Consider the following 16,659-nt stretch of genomic DNA (forward strand, 5'->3'; position numbering starts at 1 on the left):
AAAAAATAGTTTATCTAAAAAAATTACAGATCAAATTTAATACCCTGTGCTAAAGGCAACGTTTTTGAATAGTTTATAGTATTAGTTTGCCGCCTCATATAAACTTTCCATGCATCAGAACCTGATTCACGGCCACCACCGGTTTCTTTTTCGCCGCCGAACGCCCCGCCAATTTCGGCACCTGATGTACCTATATTAACGTTGGCAATGCCGCAATCAGAACCGGCGTATGATAAAAATGTTTCTGCTTCGCGCAGATTATTGGTCATAATTGCCGATGATAAGCCCTGAGGTACACCATTTTGCAGTTCGATAGCCTCCTCAATACTCGCGTATTTTATCAGGTAAAGAATAGGCGCGAATGTTTCATGCTGAACAATAGCATATTGGTTCTCTACTTCCGCAATGCAGGGCTTTACATAACAGCCGGATGCATAAGCTTCGCCCTCCAGCTTACCGCCTTCAACAACAAACCTGCCGCCCTCAGCCTTGCATTTCTCAATCGAGGTTAAATATAAGGTAACCGCATCTACATCTATCAGTGGGCCCATGTGGTTGTTCTCATCCAGTGGGTCGCCAATTTTAATCTGAGCGTAGGCGCTAACCAGTTTCTGTTTAAAAGCTTCATAAACACTTTCGTGGATAATAAGCCTGCGGGTACTTGTACAACGCTGACCAGCAGTGCCCACTGCGCCAAACACAGCACCAATAAGCGACATATCCAAATCGGCATTTTCGGTAATGATGATGGAGTTATTGCCGCCCAGCTCTAACAGGCTTTTTCCTAAACGTGCGCCAACTGCCGCGCTCACCGCCTTCCCCATCCGGGTGGATCCGGTGGCTGATATTAGGGGTACGCGGGTATCATTGGCCATCAGTTCACCAATGTTGCGGTCGCCTATTACCAGGCATGATACCCCTTCATCAATATTATTAAGTTTAAAAACCTCCTGCGCAATGTGCTGGCAGGCTATAGCGGTTAACGGTGTTTTTTCTGATGGTTTCCAAATGCATACATCGCCGCAAACCCAGGCCAGCATGGCGTTCCAGCTCCAAACCGCTACCGGGAAGTTAAACGCCGATATTACACCAACAATCCCCAGCGGATGATACTGCTCATACATACGGTGCTCGGGGCGTTCGCTGTGCATGGTTAGGCCGTATAATTGCCTGCTTAGCCCAACGGCAAAATCACAGATATCAATCATCTCCTGCACCTCGCCGTAACCTTCCTGCAGGCTTTTGCCCATTTCGTATGATACCAGTGTGCCCAGCTGTTTTTTGTTGGCCCTTAATGAATCACCTATCTGGCGTACTATTTCCCCGCGCTTTGGCGCAGGTACCTGCCGCCATGTTTTAAAAGCTTTGGCGGCGGTTTCAACTACGGTGTTATAATCACCGGCCGACGCGAATTTTACGGCAGCTATCTTTTTACCATCAACCGGCGATATGATGTCTTTTACAGCGGCATTTGGGCTGCTGCCCCAGGTACTGCCTGTACTAAAAGCGTCATTTATGTCGTTAATATGTAAATGATTAAGAATATCTTTTATTGCTAAGCTCATAATGGTTACTTTTGTCAAAGGTAAAAATCTTTAGGGCAAAATAAATCAACTCACCTGCTGCCGGTTAAAAAATGCTTTTCATTTATTATCAGCTATTTGTATTAACCGGTGTTAATAATGTTTGTATGTTGAAAACTTAATTGCATTATAGACGCTTATTATTGTAATTTGAACTCATTGTTTAAGCCTTGCGGATAAACATCCGCCGGGAAAATAGGGTGTTCTGCAAATAAACTTGAATGGAAGAAGAATTTGAATTTGGTTTTACCGAAGATCCAAAGTTTTCGGTAGAACGGTACGAAGAAATGATTCGCAATCATGATCAGTACTTTTTTGATGCACAGGCGTTTGAGAACATCATTGACTACTACATCGAAAAGAACGATCCGGCTAAAGCCTTGCAGGTTTCAGAATATGCACGTAATCAGCATCCTTTCGCTGCTGTATTTTTAATAAAACAGGCGCAATTGCTTGTAGTTACCAATCGCGCGAGCGAGGCGTTCGCGGCACTTGATAAAGCAGCCATGCTGGAAGCATCAGATGCCGACATATACATTATACGGGGTAACCTTTATGAGAGCATGGAGCGTAATGCCGAGGCGCTGGAGAACTACGAAAAGGCACTTGGCCTTGCCGAAGAAACCGACGAAATTTTACTGCATATAGCCTACGTTTACCAAAATATGGGCGATTATGATACGGCAATTACTTACCTTAAGCTGTGCCTTAAACAAAACATGGAAAACCAGGACGCGCTTTATGAGCTTGCGTTTTGCTATGATGTTTTAGATAACCAGCAGGAAAGTGTTCAGTTTTATCAGGCTTATATTGATAACGAACCTTACAGCTATGCCGCATGGTATAACTTAGGTAACGCTTATACTAAACTGAGCCTGTTTGAAAAAGCCATTGATGCGTACGATTATGCTATCCTGATAAAAGACAGCTTTGCATCGGCCTATTTTAACAAAGGTAACGCCCTGGTTAATTTAGAGAAATATGCCGAAGCGATTGATGTATACCGCCAAACGTTTGAGTATGAACAACCTAATGCCGATACTTATTGCGCGATAGGCGAGTGCTACGAAAAACTGGAGCAGATGGATGAAGCGCGGTCTTTCTACAAAAAATCTGTGAAGATGGATCCTAAGCTGTCTGATGCCTGGTTTGGTATTGGTGTTACGCTTGATTTTGAAGAACGGTATTTTGAGGCCCTGCACTTTTACAAAAAAGCGCTTGACCTTGATATTGCCAATGCCGATTACTGGTTTGCCATTGCCGATGCTGAATATAAGCTTGGCCACATGCACGAGGCCGAGCAGGCTTACGAAAAAGTGGTGGAGCTGAACCCGTTGGATGTTGATGCATGGCTGGATTATTCCTCCATATTGTATGAGCAGCAACGCCTGGCAGATGCTATTGGTATAATATCTGACGCGATAAAGAACAACCCCGATGCTGCAGAGCTTTACTACCGCATGGTGGCCTATCTGTTTGCTAAAGGAGAGTTTAATGAAGCGTTAAGCTATTTGGAGATGGCCCTGTCATCAGACCCTGAAAAACATTATATCCTGTTTGATTATCTGCCACAGCTGCAGGAGAATAAGATCATCATTGATATTATAAACAGATATACGAAATAAGAGATGTGCAGATGTGCGGATTTCAGATGTGCAGATGAAAAAAGTCATCTGCACATTTTTTTTGCAATAACCATCATGCAAGCATCTTCCTCATCTGCATATCTGCACATTTGAAATCCGCACATCTTCCTCATCTGCACATTTTTTTTGCAATAACCGTTATGTAAGCATCTTGTACATTAAATGTCAAATAATGTGTGCAGTGCAATTTGAAGTTTGCATATCTGCACAGCAAAGCGGATATTTGCCGCGTTAATACTTTTAGTTATAACCTATAACATACTATATGAACTACCAAATCAATGATCTTCCGGAACGCACAGCCAAGCCACGTAACAGCGGTTTAACTATGGTTATGGATAAAGGGCTAAGCCTTAGGCAGGTTGAAGATTTTATTGAAATGGGGGCTGGTTATACTGATGTTGTAAAGTTAGGCTGGGCCACCTCCTATGTTAGTCCGAATTTGGATGCCAAGTTAAAATTATACAAAGAAGCTGGTTTGCCCGTATACTTTGGCGGCACTTTGTTTGAGGCCATGATAGTTAGAGGGCAGTTTGATGATTATTGTCGCATCCTGGACAAATACCAGATGGAATACGCCGAAGTATCAGACGGGTCTATCACTATTGAGCACGACGTAAAATGCGAGTATATCCGCAAGTTAAGTAAACAGATCACCGTAATATCTGAAGTAGGCTCTAAAGACGTGCAAAAGATCTTTGCCCCTTATAAATGGATCCAGCTGATGAAAGCCGAGCTTGAGGCCGGGTCATGGAAGGTGATTGCCGAAGCACGCGAAAGCGGCAATGTGGGCATTTACCGCGATTCTGGCGAAGTAAGGCAGGGTTTGGTAGACGAGATCCTGACCCAGATCCCCGAAGAAACCATTATTTGGGAAGCTCCCCAAAAGGCACAGCAGGTTTGGTTTATAAAACTAATAGGCGCCAACGTAAGCCTGGGCAATATAGCTCCCGCAGATATTATCCCGCTTGAAACATTGCGCCTGGGCATCAGGAGCGATACATTTGAACATTTCCTGAAGAAGTAATAGAACCTCCTCCCTAAGCTTTTAAAGTAAAAATACCTGATTGCAAATTGCGTAGTTCTACGTGTTGCATACTCCCGTTTTGGATGGTAAACTTGCACTTAATATGCTTGCAGGAAAGTATTGTTATTAATTTATTTACTTAAATAATAATTAACCAATAGCCTTCCTTATAGTAACATTTAATGTTGCAACATCGTATACAGAACTACCTAAACCAAGTCAATGAAAAAAACTGTACTCACCCGGTTTATTAAAACCGCTTGCTGCGCCCTTGTTATGCTTACAATGGTATTAATTATAAATAGCTGCCGCAAGGATACTAAGCTGATAGGGCAGCAAACCAATTCAGTTGAAACCGCTTCTCATCTTGCTGTTAGCGATGCCAAAGCATGGTTTGGCAACAACAAAACTACGTTGGCAACAAAAATAAAGCTAACCTCCGAAACTTCTTTTTTGAGTAAAATAGCCAATTTTACACCGCTTTGGGATAGCGCCCGTACTGCGGTTGATACCAATTTTTACGTGGTAGAAGTGCCCGCTAAATATGTAAAAAAGATAGCTTTTACTACAGATGGTACTCAAAACAATGTTAATGGTATAACCCGGCTGCTGGTTTTGAAGGATAAACGTAACGGCGATTTGAGCGCCGCTTTAATGCAGGTACACGGCGAACCGGGAAGCAATATTACTAATGTACATTATATGAGTGTACCGCAAAATTTTAGCGGTAATATTTTTTACACTACGTTGCAGGGGCTTTTTGTTAATGGTAATATATATGAAAATGGCAAAATAACCCGTACGAGTAAAAGAACAGTTACCCAGGCTACAAAGCCAGGCGGGCCGCAGGTTTTTTTACTGCCGGCACCCGGCGACTGTGAAACAATCCTTATTGGTTATTTTGAGCAGACATGTGTAACCTATTCAGATGTTGAGTTTTGTTCTGATGAGGTTTTGATATATACTGAAGAATACACTTATTGCACTCCTGCGACAGGTGGTGGCGGCGGTGGTGGGTATACTCCTCCCACCTGTCCTCCCGGCACCCCGGGAACCCCTCCAACTAACCCACCTATATTGGTAGAATCTATTAACGGCAAAAAAATGATTAGATTAGTGCAGGGCGGTGATCCGGGTGCGGGATGCCCTGTAGAGCCGCCACCGGTAGAAGAGCCACCTAAAATAGATAATCAAGTAAAAGATCCCTGTTTGCATAAAATGGTGGAAGCGTCGAGGAGCGTTAACATACAATATAGTTTAAATGAAACAATGAATTCCGTTTTTGATCAAAATACAAATTTCAATATCGATTTCACCGATGCCTTACCTCAGACTTTTTCGAGCCCTAATGTAGATGGGGATGCTGCCGTAGATAATATTAAATCACACTTGATAAAACAACCAGATGGAACCAATCGAAAGATTATAGACTTTATGAATGTATCAATAAGATTAAATTCTTCTTTATCAAATTCGTCTAAAGAATATGTAACTGCAACAATAATACATGAAGCACTGCATGCTTATTTATCTTACAGCCAAACAATTGTAAACCAGCATTTGGACATGGCGAGAAATTATTTAAACTCAATGTCTACTCAATTACAATCAATGTACCCCAATTTATCCGCATCCGATGCTAATGCTTTAGCTTGGGGAGGATTACAGAGTGAAGCTGGATCGTTATATAATAGTCTTAGTACAGTGGAAAAAAACAACATATCAAATATCAATTCGGCTTATAAATCTGGAACAAGTGGCCAGCCATGTACACCATAAAACCTAAAATATGTTAAAAAAGGTATTCGTCATCTTGTTATTTGTAATTCTCCCTTTTATAGGTAAGAGTCAAACATCATCTGAAATTAAGTCTTTTACGCAATTCGTATTAAGAAATTTTCATTTACCGAATGAGTTGAAAACTAACTGCGAATGGATGTATGCGATTGTAAAAGTAAAAACGGATAACAAAAACAAAATAATAAAAATTGAATTCGTGAATAACCCTCCCAATGAAATTAAAACCGCATTTGATTTTTTGATAGGACATCAGTTTTCAAAGAAAATGAAAATTGATAAGCATCCAATTGTGTTTTATCTTGGAATTGATAACTTGGAAGGCTGTACAGAAAAGCCGGGGGATAAGATGTTTTATGCACCAAACGATGCAGCTGCAAAAATTTGGGGCTACATGTCTCAACTGATTAAAGATGATCCGGGAACCATCTTTATGCCAAATTTGTTATTGTATGGGTATAGCAAACCGCAGCCATAACAATTATAATCCCCCACCCTAACTGGTCGAAGTTTCCAACTTCGATCTAAAATGTGGCAAGAGTTTTCTTGCGTAATTAAGCCGGAAGCTTTTTTAATTATAAGTCGAAGTTTAGCTTTAGCTAAACTTCGACCAGTTGGAATATGAAATCAAATCTTATAGCACGATTAGCCCTTTCGATATTAATTATAAGCATCAATTTATCTGTTGTTAGCTTTATAGGGGATATGGTAATTAACTTTACAAATGCTTTAAAAAGGATTAATTTTTTAGGATTGTATATTATCGACTTTTTAATTTTTCACAGTTGGATCTTTGCAATTTGCGTGATCGTTTATTATTATCTATTTAATATTATCAAACTAAAAAACGACTTGATATTAAAATGTCTTTTTGCATTATTGGTTGGTTATTGTTTATCGCGAGTTTTATACAATGATGAAGCCAGTATGAGTACTTATTATAAATCGCTTAAAATAACCATTTCGTATTGCCTCACGGGGATCATCTCAGTTTTACTATTAGAGCTTTACTTTATTCCTGTATGGTTTAAAAAACGATATAATATTTAATCCCCCACTGGTCGAAGTTTATAACTTCGACCTAAGTAGTATTAAGCTTTCAACTTAACTGCCGGTATGGGAAATATAAAAAAATAAAAGCCCTCCTATCAAGTTTAGATGTAAGCCGGGTGAGCTTTTCGTAAACAACCCTATTTTTCATATGTTGTTGTTAAAAAGCGATAATTATGAGCACTCCAGAAAACAAGGTTCCTGCACAAGATCCAAACGGCGGCCCGAAAACCAATAAGGCAGAGCAGGGTATAGTAACCAATGCAGACGAGGCTGACAAGGTGGTAAATACAGATGGCGCGGATGGTGCTATTGCAGATATGGATGGCATACAAGAGACCCTAAGCGATACTGAGCCATCAACAGCGCTTAATGCCGATACATACGGAGCAACCGACAGCCAAACGGCAAGCGGTGATACCGCTACCGATGCAGAAATAGCAGGCGACCGATCAGTAATATAACCTTTTATTTTTTATACGAGAAAAGCCATGGTATCAGCTCCGGCTCGGCAAAGGCATCGTTCCAGCTGTTATGATCATCATTAGGGTACACGGTAAATTTTGGGGTAGCTCCGGCTTCTTTAAGGGCGCTAACCACAGCTTCTGAATGTGTGAAAGGTACAACGCTGTCTTTTGCCCCGTGAAAGATCCATAACGGCACTTTCTTAGCATACTTTTTAACGTTGTTGGTATTATCGCCACCGCAAATGTCAAATGCCGCGGCAAAAACGTTTGGCTTGCGTCTTAATATCTCTAAAGTGCCCATGCCACCCATTGACAGGCCGCCTATGTATACTTGTTTTTTCTCCACATAGGGCTTTTCCAAAAACTGGTCAACCATGCCCATTAATGCGCTCATAGCACGGGTTGGTTCGCCGCCTTCAATAAAGTTGAATTTTCTTTTGCCTCCTGTTGTGTCAATAGCAACATTGCTCCAGTAGCTATCCTTAGGGCACTGCGGAAATATCACTATAGCCGGGTAGTTTGTGCGGATAGTATCATTCAAAAATAATTGCGGCCCGTAAGCCAGTTGTGCTTCATTGTTAGTACCGCGCTCGCCTGATCCATGCAGTACAATTATAAGCGGGTATTTATTTTTAGGGTCAAACTTTTCAGGGAAAAGGATGCGGTATGGAAGAGTATCTTTTTTGCTGATGAAGCTCCCCCTGTCAAACGCTCCGTTTACTTGTGCATGGGCTAAAAAAGGAAATGTCAGGTACATGGCACACAGCATTCCTAAAACTATTATTTTTTTTATGGTCATTGTTCTCAGGTTGATGTTATAATTGCAGCATGTAATGGAACATACCGCGGTAATATTAGCGCAAATTAGCTTTTTTTTGATGCCAACCTAAAAAAATGCTTCAATAAATTAATTCTTACTCAATGCCGGACTTTGAAAATCAAGCTTTTTTAAGCCACGTTGAATTTCAGGGCAGCTCATGAATAACTTCCATAACAGGCCCGAGCGTTGGTTCTCTATCATTACAATAATGGGCCCCTGATCAATTGCCAGGTATGATTTGCCATACCAGTTTTTTGATTCGCTAAAGGCATCGGTAAAACCGTATTCGCCCCAAATTTTATCGCCCAGGTCATAATAAAAATGGCGTAGCGCTTTCATAGAATATTCCGGCGTGTAGGGGAATGCTGATAAAGCGGCTGTTGGCGTGATCACCCCAAGATCATTAGTGGGTGAATGGGCATTATAACCTTCAAAGTTATCGCTTGCTGTTAGTCCCCAGCAATTTTCGCCATAACCTTTAAACTTTTTGGGGTTATCAATACAATACGCCCGGTTTATTAAAGTATGGTTTACATTTTGCTCCCAGTAGTCGGCATATTTATCTTTTAAGCCTTTGGGGTTTAAACCCAGGAAAGAGTATTGTGAAAAGAAAAGCGGTCCGCCATAATCAAAACCCAACGGCAATTTATAACCATAAAACGTTTTGCCATTTTTAAAAAAATCGCTTTGCGCCCAGCCCCTGTCATAAATATCGGCACTTACCGGCGAGCGGTCTGATGATTCGGCAAGGATATAGGTAATTAAACACTCATTAAAACCACGGATAGGGAAGTTCATGGCCCAGCCGTAATTAGGGCTCCAGTGCCAGTACAGGTTATCCCTGCCTTCTCGGGTAAACCATGCCCAGTCCATTTCGCCCCACATCCAGTTGATCATATCACGTATGCGACGCTCTTTTGGGTCATCAGCTGTAAAGTATTGGCGGGCACATAATAACCCCTGGAACAGGTATGCGGTTTCAACTATATCGGCACCATCGTCCCGGCGGCCAAAACGGATGGTTTTACCGGTCTCGCCATTCATCCAATGCGGAAACGCGCCATGGTAAGAATCGGCCTTGTATAAAAATTCAACGATCTTAACCATACGGTTAACAGCCTGGTCATGGGGAATGAATTTACGATGATCTGCTGCGATTAAAGCCATAATGCCAAAACCTGTGCCGCCGGTAGTAACTACTTCGTTGCCATAATCAAAGGCCACATTGCTGCGTTCACGCGCAAGGCCACTTTTTGGATGCCCAAAATCCCAAAAATACCGGAAGGTTTGGCGTTGTACCACATCTAACAAGGCACTGTCCGAAAGGCCTTTTATGATGCCAACAGGTTTAATGGCGTCGCTTTCTTTTCCACCTTTTTTTTGAGCCATACCGCAAACAGCTATCATTAACAGGCATGCGGATAAGAATATTTTTTTCATGAAATGGTTTTTCAGGTAAATAAGAAAGGTTGCCCGCCCATGCGGACGGACAACCTTAAAACTTATTCAAAGTAAATGTTTATTGTATTAATATCCCGGGTTTTGTTTTAAACGGCCCCCGCTTAAATCAATTTGTGTTTGCGGGATAGGGAACAGTGCCGCCCTGGCTACCCATGTTTTGCCATGTGCCGCAAATGCTGCTGCTGCGCGGCCGGGTTGTACGGCATCCTGGCGCACTATGTCAAAGAAACGGTCATGCTCTTCGGCCATTTCCACACGGCGTTCATGCCATACGTTTAACAGGGTTGGTGCAACCGGGGCTAATTTAGCACGTGCACGCACTGCTGTTAGTGCTGTATTTGCTGCACCTGTGTTGCCAATTTGTATGGCAGCCTCGGCGTTTATCAGCAGTATATCGGCATAACGTAAAATACGGACCTGTTTTGGTAAACGGTCTGTATTACCACCGCAGTTATCTTCGGCGGTGCGGCTGTGATAAGCTTTATAGCTATAGCGGTCATTTTGAACAGAATCGCGACTTGGAATACGGAAGCCGTCAAATAATACAGTTCCGTTTGGCTGAATAGTAAGTACTGTTGCAGCTCGCCTTACATCATTAGGCTCATACTCGTTAAGCAAACTTAGTGATGGGTTGTTAAAGCCAAAACCCAAATCTGCCCAGCCTCTTTTACCACCGGCACGAGGGCCCTGTGATACAGTATACAGGTTTATCCCCGCGGTGCAGCTTTTGTTAATACCTGCCTGTATCTCAAATATCGATTCATTATTGTTATTGCCACCATCGCCATTAACCGCTTTTTGCCTCCATATAAGCGAGTAATCGTTCACCAATGAATATTTATTGCTGGTAATTACAGCATTTGAAAGCTCATATGCTTTCTGGTAATCTTTCATATATAGATATACTTTGGCCTCTAAAGCCTGTGCCGCAGTTTTAGTTGCACGCCCAACATCCGTTGCCCCCTTATCCGGCAGGTTAGCTGCCGCGAAATCAAGATCAGAAACAATAAATTTATAAATATCATCTGCAGTAGCACGGGTCTGGTATTTGTCGTCATTAGCCTCACTTGGCAATGGTACTTTATCAAGCAAAGGCACACCACCATAAAGGCGCACAAGGTTAAAGTAAAAATATGCCCTTAAAAACCGGGCCTCGGCTATCAGCGCGTTTTTTGTAGCAGCATCAAACTGGGCGGCGTTTAACTTATCTAACGCCTGGTTGGCACGGGCAATACCCTGATAGTGACCTGTCCAAACGTTGTTTACTACGCCGTTTGTAGCCGATGTGGTTAAGTTATCAATTTGCAGCGCATCTCCATAATCCAGCGGCTCACTACCTTTGTCCGCATCATCTGATGCAATATCGGTCATGATTACAAACTGAAAACTATCGATATCAGGATCAAAACCGCCAATGTAAAATACATTGTAGATGCCCGTAACCAGGTTTTTGGCCTGTGCCGGGTCTGTAGCTATCTGGTCCTGGGTTATTTGGCCCTGTGGCTGTACATCCAGGTAATTTTTACAAGCACTAAAAGTACTTGCTATAACAGCTGCGCAAATAAATAGCAGTGTTGAATATTTCTTATATATCTTTTTCATAATACAATAGCGTTAAAATTGAACATTTACACCAAATGCAAAAGTGCGTGTTACCGGATAGTTGGTAGCATCAATACCTGATGTTAAAATATCAGTATTAAACAACTCCGGCGATGAGCCACTGTAGCGTTTAGCAGTAAATAGGTTCTGCGAGGTTAAATACATTCTAAATTTGGAGATACCTATACGTTTTAACATGTTAGTGGGTATAGTATAACCCACAGTTAAGTTGTTTAACCTTAAAAACGCGCCCGATTCAATAAAATAGGTTGATGGCGGGGTACTTTGACTAATTACATCAGGGTCGGTTGATGATGGGTTAGTTGGTGTAAAGCGACTGTTAGCATAGCTGACCTCAATATTATCATTTGCATTACCCCTTGCATTCTTTTTACCATTGTAAATTTTGTTGCCCCAGTTGCCATAGAAATCGGCGCTAAGGTCAAAGCTATAGTAGTTAATGCCAAAGTTAAAACCGCCAAAATATTTAGGCTGGTATGAACCTGCAAAAATGCGATCATTAGCGTCAATTTTACCATCAGCGTTTGTATCCGCATATTTTAAACCGCCAATATGTTTCGCCTCGCCAACATCGTAAGTTGGTGCTGCATCAACCTCTGCCTGGTTTTGAAATACACCAATAGCATTCAGCACATAGTAACTTGCAATTGGCTGGCCATTGTCTGTACGGGTAATGGGTTGCGAGTTGGCGCCACCTGCATTAAGCGCCTGGCCGCCATTTAAACCCGTAATAGTGTTTTTGTTGTAGCTAATGTTAGCACCAACATTATAAGAAATATGATCGTTAATGTTATCCCTCCATCTCAGGGCAAACTCAACACCTTTATTTTGGTATGATGCTGCGTTGGTAATATAGCGGTTATCAGGATCGCCTAATATACCCGGAAGAGTTATATAGGTTAAAGCGTTGTTCACTTTTTTATCATAGTAATCAAACTCACCGCTTAAACGGTTGTTCAGGAAGCCAAAATCCAATCCGATATCTAATTGCTTGGTAGTTTCCCATTTAAGGTTAGTGTTTTTGATGTCCTGTATCACCGTCCCCGCTGCAAGTTGGCCATTATTGAAGTAATAAGGCTGATATGGCGAGCCTGTTACAATAAATAATGCCGGATCGATATTATCATTACCCAACTCACCATAGCTGCCACGAAGTTTTAACTGGTCAAAAATGCCGTCTTTCATGAAGTCTTCTTCAGAAATTACCCAACCTGCACCAACAGTATAGAATGTGGCATATCTTTGGCTGAATTTAGAACTGCCGTCACGACGGATAGAGCCTGTTAGCAGGTATTTACCGGCGTAGTCATAATTAATACGGCCTATATATGACTGGCGGGTAAACAATGTACCACTGTTTTTGTCTACCGCATTCAAATCGGGGTTACCCAGATCTAAAAACCACTGGTCCTGATTAGGTGGGACATCAATACGTGAGCCGTTGATAAAGTTTGAACGTCCTTTTTCTGTAACAATACCACCTAAAACTGTAAAATGGTGTTTGTTAAATGTTCTGTCGAAAGTTACCGTGTTGTCCCATTGGTACTGGTATGAATTATCGTTCTGTACAAATAACGTGCTGTTAGGCTGGCGCTGATTGCCACCGCCCACAGTAAATGTACTACCATCGTTATTAAACTGGTATCCGTAATTTTTTTGATTGTTGAAACGGGCATCAAGGTTAAATGCGGAATGAAATGTTAACCATTTCACCGGGTTATAATCAGCTGCCACATTACCTTGCACACGGTTGTTAAGGGTGAAATTATTGGTTTTATCTAATTGCAGCAACGGGTTGCTTACATTGCCCCAGGCTGATGCGTTACCATACAAACCGTTTGATATTGTAGGGATGATTGGTGCAGCCCTATATACGTTACCGTAAATATCGGCAATAGGAACACCTCTCTCTGCACCGCGGGTTAAAGACAACTGATTGCTGAATTTTAGCTTATCTGATATTTTAACATCATTATTGGCACGTAATGAAAAACGTTGAAAATTGTTGGTTTTAATAACACCATTCTCATCATAATAGTTGGCGCTGATAAAATAAGTGCTTTTATCGCCGCCGCCTGCAACAGATATGTTATGATTAGTATAAAAACCTTTACGGGATACGGCATCGGCCCAATTGGTAGTACCCGGAATAGTTAATGGCGATTTATCATCGGCTGCTATTTTACCCGGGTTGGCTACGTTTAAATAATCAACATATTGCTGCCTGTTAGCTAACTGGATCTGGCTGGCAATTTCCCTGAAGCCTACGTTAGCATCATAGCTAACAACAGCAGGGCCGCTTTTACCTTTTTTAGTGGTAATAATAACCACACCGTTAGCACCACGCACACCATAGATAGCAGCAGATGCATCTTTTAAAACATCAACACTTACTATATCTGCATTGTTAATGTTACGGATGTCATCAGTTAATACCCCGTCAACCACATACAGCGGGTTTGCACCGGCAAGTACAGATCCTGTACCACGGATACGCAATATAGGCGCCGCATTTGGCTGGCCTGATGATAGTACCTGTACACCGGCAACTTTACCTTGTAATGCCTGGGTAGCGGTTTGTACCGGTTGCTTGGTTAGCTGGTCGCCGTTTACGCTGGCTACAGCGCCGGTAACATCACGCTTGCGCTGCGTACCATAACCTATTACAACTACCTGTTTAAGCTCATTTGGTTCGCTTTTTAATTGAACATTTAAGGTTGTTTGACCGTTAACCGGCAGGGCTTGGGCAGTATACCCAATATAACTGAATGTTAATGTGGCGTTTGATGGTGCAGATATTGAATAGGCACCATTTACATCAGTTTGGACGCCGGTTGCGGTTCCTCTTACGCCTACACTTACGCCAATAAGGCTTTCGCCAGTAGCGGCATCAGTAACTTTACCCTTTACGGCAACGTTTTGCGCTATAGCTGTGTTAACAAAAAAGGAAAACAAAAGCATCAACCCTGAGATTGTAGAAATTCTCTTCATAGTGGTTAAATGTTAAGTATTTGGATAATAGATTTTCTAATGTCGAAACATATCCCCGGCATTATTATGATGGATTTAACACATTTGTATGAAGAATGTTTTAATAAAATCAATTTTTGAAACAAAATTGATAATGGAGATAGTGTATTTTATACAACATGCCAAACCAATTGTAATACATTTTCTCGCCTTTGGCGAAAAGAAAACGAATTACAGCTAATTACTTAGTGTATTATGATCCTGTAAATTAGCGCGTTGCATGGAATGTAAATACCTGAACTTTCAGTAGAAAAAAGAAAGGGAATTGCTTTAAAACTGTAGTTTCGTTTAACTAAATATTTCTTTTTTAGCAGTATTTACCGGCTGAGGCACTTTTACATAGTAACCTGTACCGTCATAAATCCTTTTACGGGGATGGGCCTGACAGGCATCGCTGCAACAGCCTTCCATTTTTGTACCGCACTCATCGCACTGGGTAAAATGCTCATTGCACTCGGGGTTAGCGCAGTTTATCATTTTATGGGTAGTAGTACCGCAGTTTAGGCATTTTGAAATAACCACAGGGTTAACACTATTCACATCAACAGATAGGCGATTGTCAAACACATAGCATTTGCCTTCAAAATCTTCGCCGCCGGTTTCTTTGCCATATTTAATAATACCGCCATGCAGCTGGTAAACATCGCTAAAACCTTCATGCAGTAACAGGGCCGATGCTTTTTCGCATTTAATACCGCCTGTACAATAAGTTAGTATTTTTTTGTCTTTATATTGAGCCAGCTCATTGATCATGGCCGGGAAATCGCGAAAATTATCAATATCCAGTGTAACGGCATTTTTGAACTTGCCCAGTGAGTGCTCATAGTTAGAGCGCACATCCAATATTACCACATCATCGCGGTCTTTCATGGCCAAAAACTCTTTGGGATGCAAATGCTTACCCGTTTGTTTTTGCGGGTTGATCATGTTAGGATCGCGCAGACCGGAGTGTACAATTTCTGATTTGTAACGCACGTGCATTTTAACAAACGAAGGCTCTTCAACCTCGTCGATCTTAAAATCGATGCCGGCAAAACGCTCATCGGCATGAACGGTATCCATGTAAGTTTTACAAGATTCGGCAGTGCCGGAAACGGTACCGTTCAAGCCTTCGTTAGCAACAATAATGCGCCCGGTTAAGCCTAAACTTTTACAGAAATTTAAATGATCGGCAGCAAATTGCTCGCCATCGGCTATTGTTGCGTAACAATAGTAAAGGAGTGTATTGTATTTTGTCATAGCATTCATTGATACTGCTGCAAACAGTGTTAAATGAGGCGCAAATATAAGGTTTTGAGTTAAAAGTATAAAGTTGAAAGTTTAGAGTACAGGGGAATCGCTTTTAATAGCATTTGCCCCGTCAGGGGCTACCTATTCTCAAACGTTCAATCCCGCCATATTGGCTAAAAAACTTCAAAGTGGTTTTCTTAACGCAGCAGGAGATAATGCCCGTTTCAATCAACTATAAAAATAACCTACTTTTGATTATTGAGATTCATGAGCCTCAATTGAATAAACCAGAGGAGAACAGGTTGATGATGAATTAAACAGGCATTAATTTTATACTGATATGCTTAACCTCAATTTTACGCCATTCCCAACAATAACAACCCAACGCCTGATGTTAAGGCAATTACAGGATGACGATGTTCATGAACTTTTTGCCCTGCGTACAGACGAGAGTGTGAACCGTTTTTTAGACCGGCCCTTGCCGGAGTCGTTGAATGATGTCCGGGAGTTCATTGCAAAGGTAAACCAAATTACGCATGACAACGAGGGCCTTTATTGGGTAATTACCCGCAAAAACGAAGATAAGTTATTGGGTACTATTGGCTTGCGGAATTTCGAACCGGAACAATACCAGGCCGAAATAGGCTATGAATTGCACCCCGATTACCAGGGTCAAGGCTTTATGCACGAAGCAATAACCCATGTATTAGCTTATGGTTTTGGTCAGTTAGGTTTGCAGGCGATTATGGCCGATACAGACCCCGGGAATCTGCGATCCATCCAAATACTTGGAAGGCATGGCTTTGTGAAGATTAATGGTCTGGAAAATACCTATATATTGAGTGATAAGTAGCTATAAACCAAATAGCCAACAATATTATGGTTTTTATCCCACCTCGCAGAGAAATCGCTTTTAACATTTAAG

12 protein-coding genes are annotated in these 16,659 nt (G+C 41.7%); 6 read left to right on the forward strand and 6 right to left on the reverse strand.

Annotated features, from left to right (window positions below):
* Positions 1–23: 23 nt before the first annotated feature.
* Positions 24–1,565 carry an aldehyde dehydrogenase family protein gene (locus WC743_RS12195; protein WP_373012279.1) on the reverse strand — a complete coding sequence of 514 codons (1,542 nt, stop codon included), beginning with the start codon at positions 1,563–1,565 and terminating at the stop codon, positions 24–26.
* 239 nt (positions 1,566–1,804) lie between these two features.
* On the opposite strand from WC743_RS12195, the gene WC743_RS12200 reads away from it, so the two are divergent.
* The 5 genes from WC743_RS12200 (at position 1,805) to WC743_RS12220 (ending at position 7,567) form a co-directional block, all read left to right on the forward strand.
* Entirely contained in the window at positions 1,805–3,208 is a 1,404-nt protein-coding gene (locus WC743_RS12200) for a tetratricopeptide repeat protein (protein WP_373012280.1), read from the forward strand.
* A gap of 286 nt (positions 3,209–3,494) precedes the next feature.
* Complete coding sequence (locus WC743_RS12205; RefSeq protein ID WP_373012281.1) at positions 3,495–4,256, forward strand: phosphosulfolactate synthase; 762 nt, start codon at positions 3,495–3,497, stop codon at positions 4,254–4,256.
* Positions 4,257–4,478: 222 nt separating this feature from the next.
* On the forward strand, positions 4,479–6,035 hold the full coding sequence (locus WC743_RS12210; RefSeq protein WP_373012283.1) for a hypothetical protein: 1,557 nt from the start codon (positions 4,479–4,481) through the stop codon (positions 6,033–6,035).
* Positions 6,036–6,045: 10 nt separating this feature from the next.
* Entirely contained in the window at positions 6,046–6,531 is a 486-nt protein-coding gene (locus WC743_RS12215) for a hypothetical protein (RefSeq protein ID WP_373012284.1), read from the forward strand.
* Positions 6,532–7,279: 748 nt separating this feature from the next.
* Positions 7,280–7,567 (forward strand): hypothetical protein, encoded by a 288-nt coding sequence (locus tag WC743_RS12220; RefSeq protein ID WP_373012285.1) that lies wholly within the window; start codon positions 7,280–7,282, stop codon positions 7,565–7,567.
* A 4-nt stretch (positions 7,568–7,571) separates the two neighbouring features.
* Here the strand turns inward: WC743_RS12220 and WC743_RS12225 are convergent, their stop codons facing one another.
* The 5 genes from WC743_RS12225 to WC743_RS12245 all read right to left on the reverse strand — a co-directional run bounded on the left by WC743_RS12225 (position 7,572) and on the right by WC743_RS12245 (position 15,743).
* Entirely contained in the window at positions 7,572–8,369 is a 798-nt protein-coding gene (locus WC743_RS12225) for a prolyl oligopeptidase family serine peptidase (protein WP_373012286.1), read from the reverse strand.
* 108 nt (positions 8,370–8,477) lie between these two features.
* On the reverse strand, positions 8,478–9,830 hold the full coding sequence (locus WC743_RS12230; RefSeq protein ID WP_373012287.1) for a glucoamylase family protein: 1,353 nt from the start codon (positions 9,828–9,830) through the stop codon (positions 8,478–8,480).
* An 87-nt stretch (positions 9,831–9,917) separates the two neighbouring features.
* The gene (locus tag WC743_RS12235; protein WP_373012288.1) at positions 9,918–11,453 is read right to left on the reverse strand and encodes a RagB/SusD family nutrient uptake outer membrane protein; all 1,536 of its coding nucleotides are present in this window, start codon (positions 11,451–11,453) and stop codon (positions 9,918–9,920) included.
* A 12-nt stretch (positions 11,454–11,465) separates the two neighbouring features.
* Complete coding sequence (locus WC743_RS12240; protein WP_373012290.1) at positions 11,466–14,465, reverse strand: SusC/RagA family TonB-linked outer membrane protein; 3,000 nt, start codon at positions 14,463–14,465, stop codon at positions 11,466–11,468.
* 327 nt (positions 14,466–14,792) lie between these two features.
* Entirely contained in the window at positions 14,793–15,743 is a 951-nt protein-coding gene (locus tag WC743_RS12245) for a rhodanese-related sulfurtransferase (RefSeq protein ID WP_373012292.1), read from the reverse strand.
* A 331-nt stretch (positions 15,744–16,074) separates the two neighbouring features.
* Between WC743_RS12245 and WC743_RS12250 the strand changes: the two genes are divergently transcribed.
* Complete coding sequence (locus WC743_RS12250) at positions 16,075–16,587, forward strand: GNAT family N-acetyltransferase (RefSeq protein ID WP_373012293.1); 513 nt, start codon at positions 16,075–16,077, stop codon at positions 16,585–16,587.
* The last annotated feature ends 72 nt before the right edge of the window (positions 16,588–16,659 follow it).

The organism is Mucilaginibacter sp., from assembly GCF_041660805.1.
Taxonomy (GTDB): Bacteria; Bacteroidota; Bacteroidia; order Sphingobacteriales; family Sphingobacteriaceae; genus Mucilaginibacter.

What these genes read in the sequence shown, in the direction of transcription:
- WC743_RS12195 (WP_373012279.1), bottom strand. Translation starts at nt 1,565, where the DNA reads ATGAGCTTAGCAATAAAAGATATTCTTAATCATTTACATATTAACGAC.
- WC743_RS12200 (WP_373012280.1), top strand. Translation starts at nt 1,805, where the DNA reads ATGGAAGAAGAATTTGAATTTGGTTTTACCGAAGATCCAAAGTTTTCG.
- WC743_RS12205 (WP_373012281.1), top strand. Translation starts at nt 3,495, where the DNA reads ATGAACTACCAAATCAATGATCTTCCGGAACGCACAGCCAAGCCACGT.
- WC743_RS12210 (WP_373012283.1), top strand. Translation starts at nt 4,479, where the DNA reads ATGAAAAAAACTGTACTCACCCGGTTTATTAAAACCGCTTGCTGCGCC.
- WC743_RS12215 (WP_373012284.1), top strand. Translation starts at nt 6,046, where the DNA reads ATGTTAAAAAAGGTATTCGTCATCTTGTTATTTGTAATTCTCCCTTTT.
- WC743_RS12220 (WP_373012285.1), top strand. Translation starts at nt 7,280, where the DNA reads ATGAGCACTCCAGAAAACAAGGTTCCTGCACAAGATCCAAACGGCGGC.
- WC743_RS12225 (WP_373012286.1), bottom strand. Translation starts at nt 8,369, where the DNA reads ATGACCATAAAAAAAATAATAGTTTTAGGAATGCTGTGTGCCATGTAC.
- WC743_RS12230 (WP_373012287.1), bottom strand. Translation starts at nt 9,830, where the DNA reads ATGAAAAAAATATTCTTATCCGCATGCCTGTTAATGATAGCTGTTTGC.
- WC743_RS12235 (WP_373012288.1), bottom strand. Translation starts at nt 11,453, where the DNA reads ATGAAAAAGATATATAAGAAATATTCAACACTGCTATTTATTTGCGCA.
- WC743_RS12240 (WP_373012290.1), bottom strand. Translation starts at nt 14,465, where the DNA reads ATGAAGAGAATTTCTACAATCTCAGGGTTGATGCTTTTGTTTTCCTTT.
- WC743_RS12245 (WP_373012292.1), bottom strand. Translation starts at nt 15,743, where the DNA reads ATGACAAAATACAATACACTCCTTTACTATTGTTACGCAACAATAGCC.
- WC743_RS12250 (WP_373012293.1), top strand. Translation starts at nt 16,075, where the DNA reads ATGCTTAACCTCAATTTTACGCCATTCCCAACAATAACAACCCAACGC.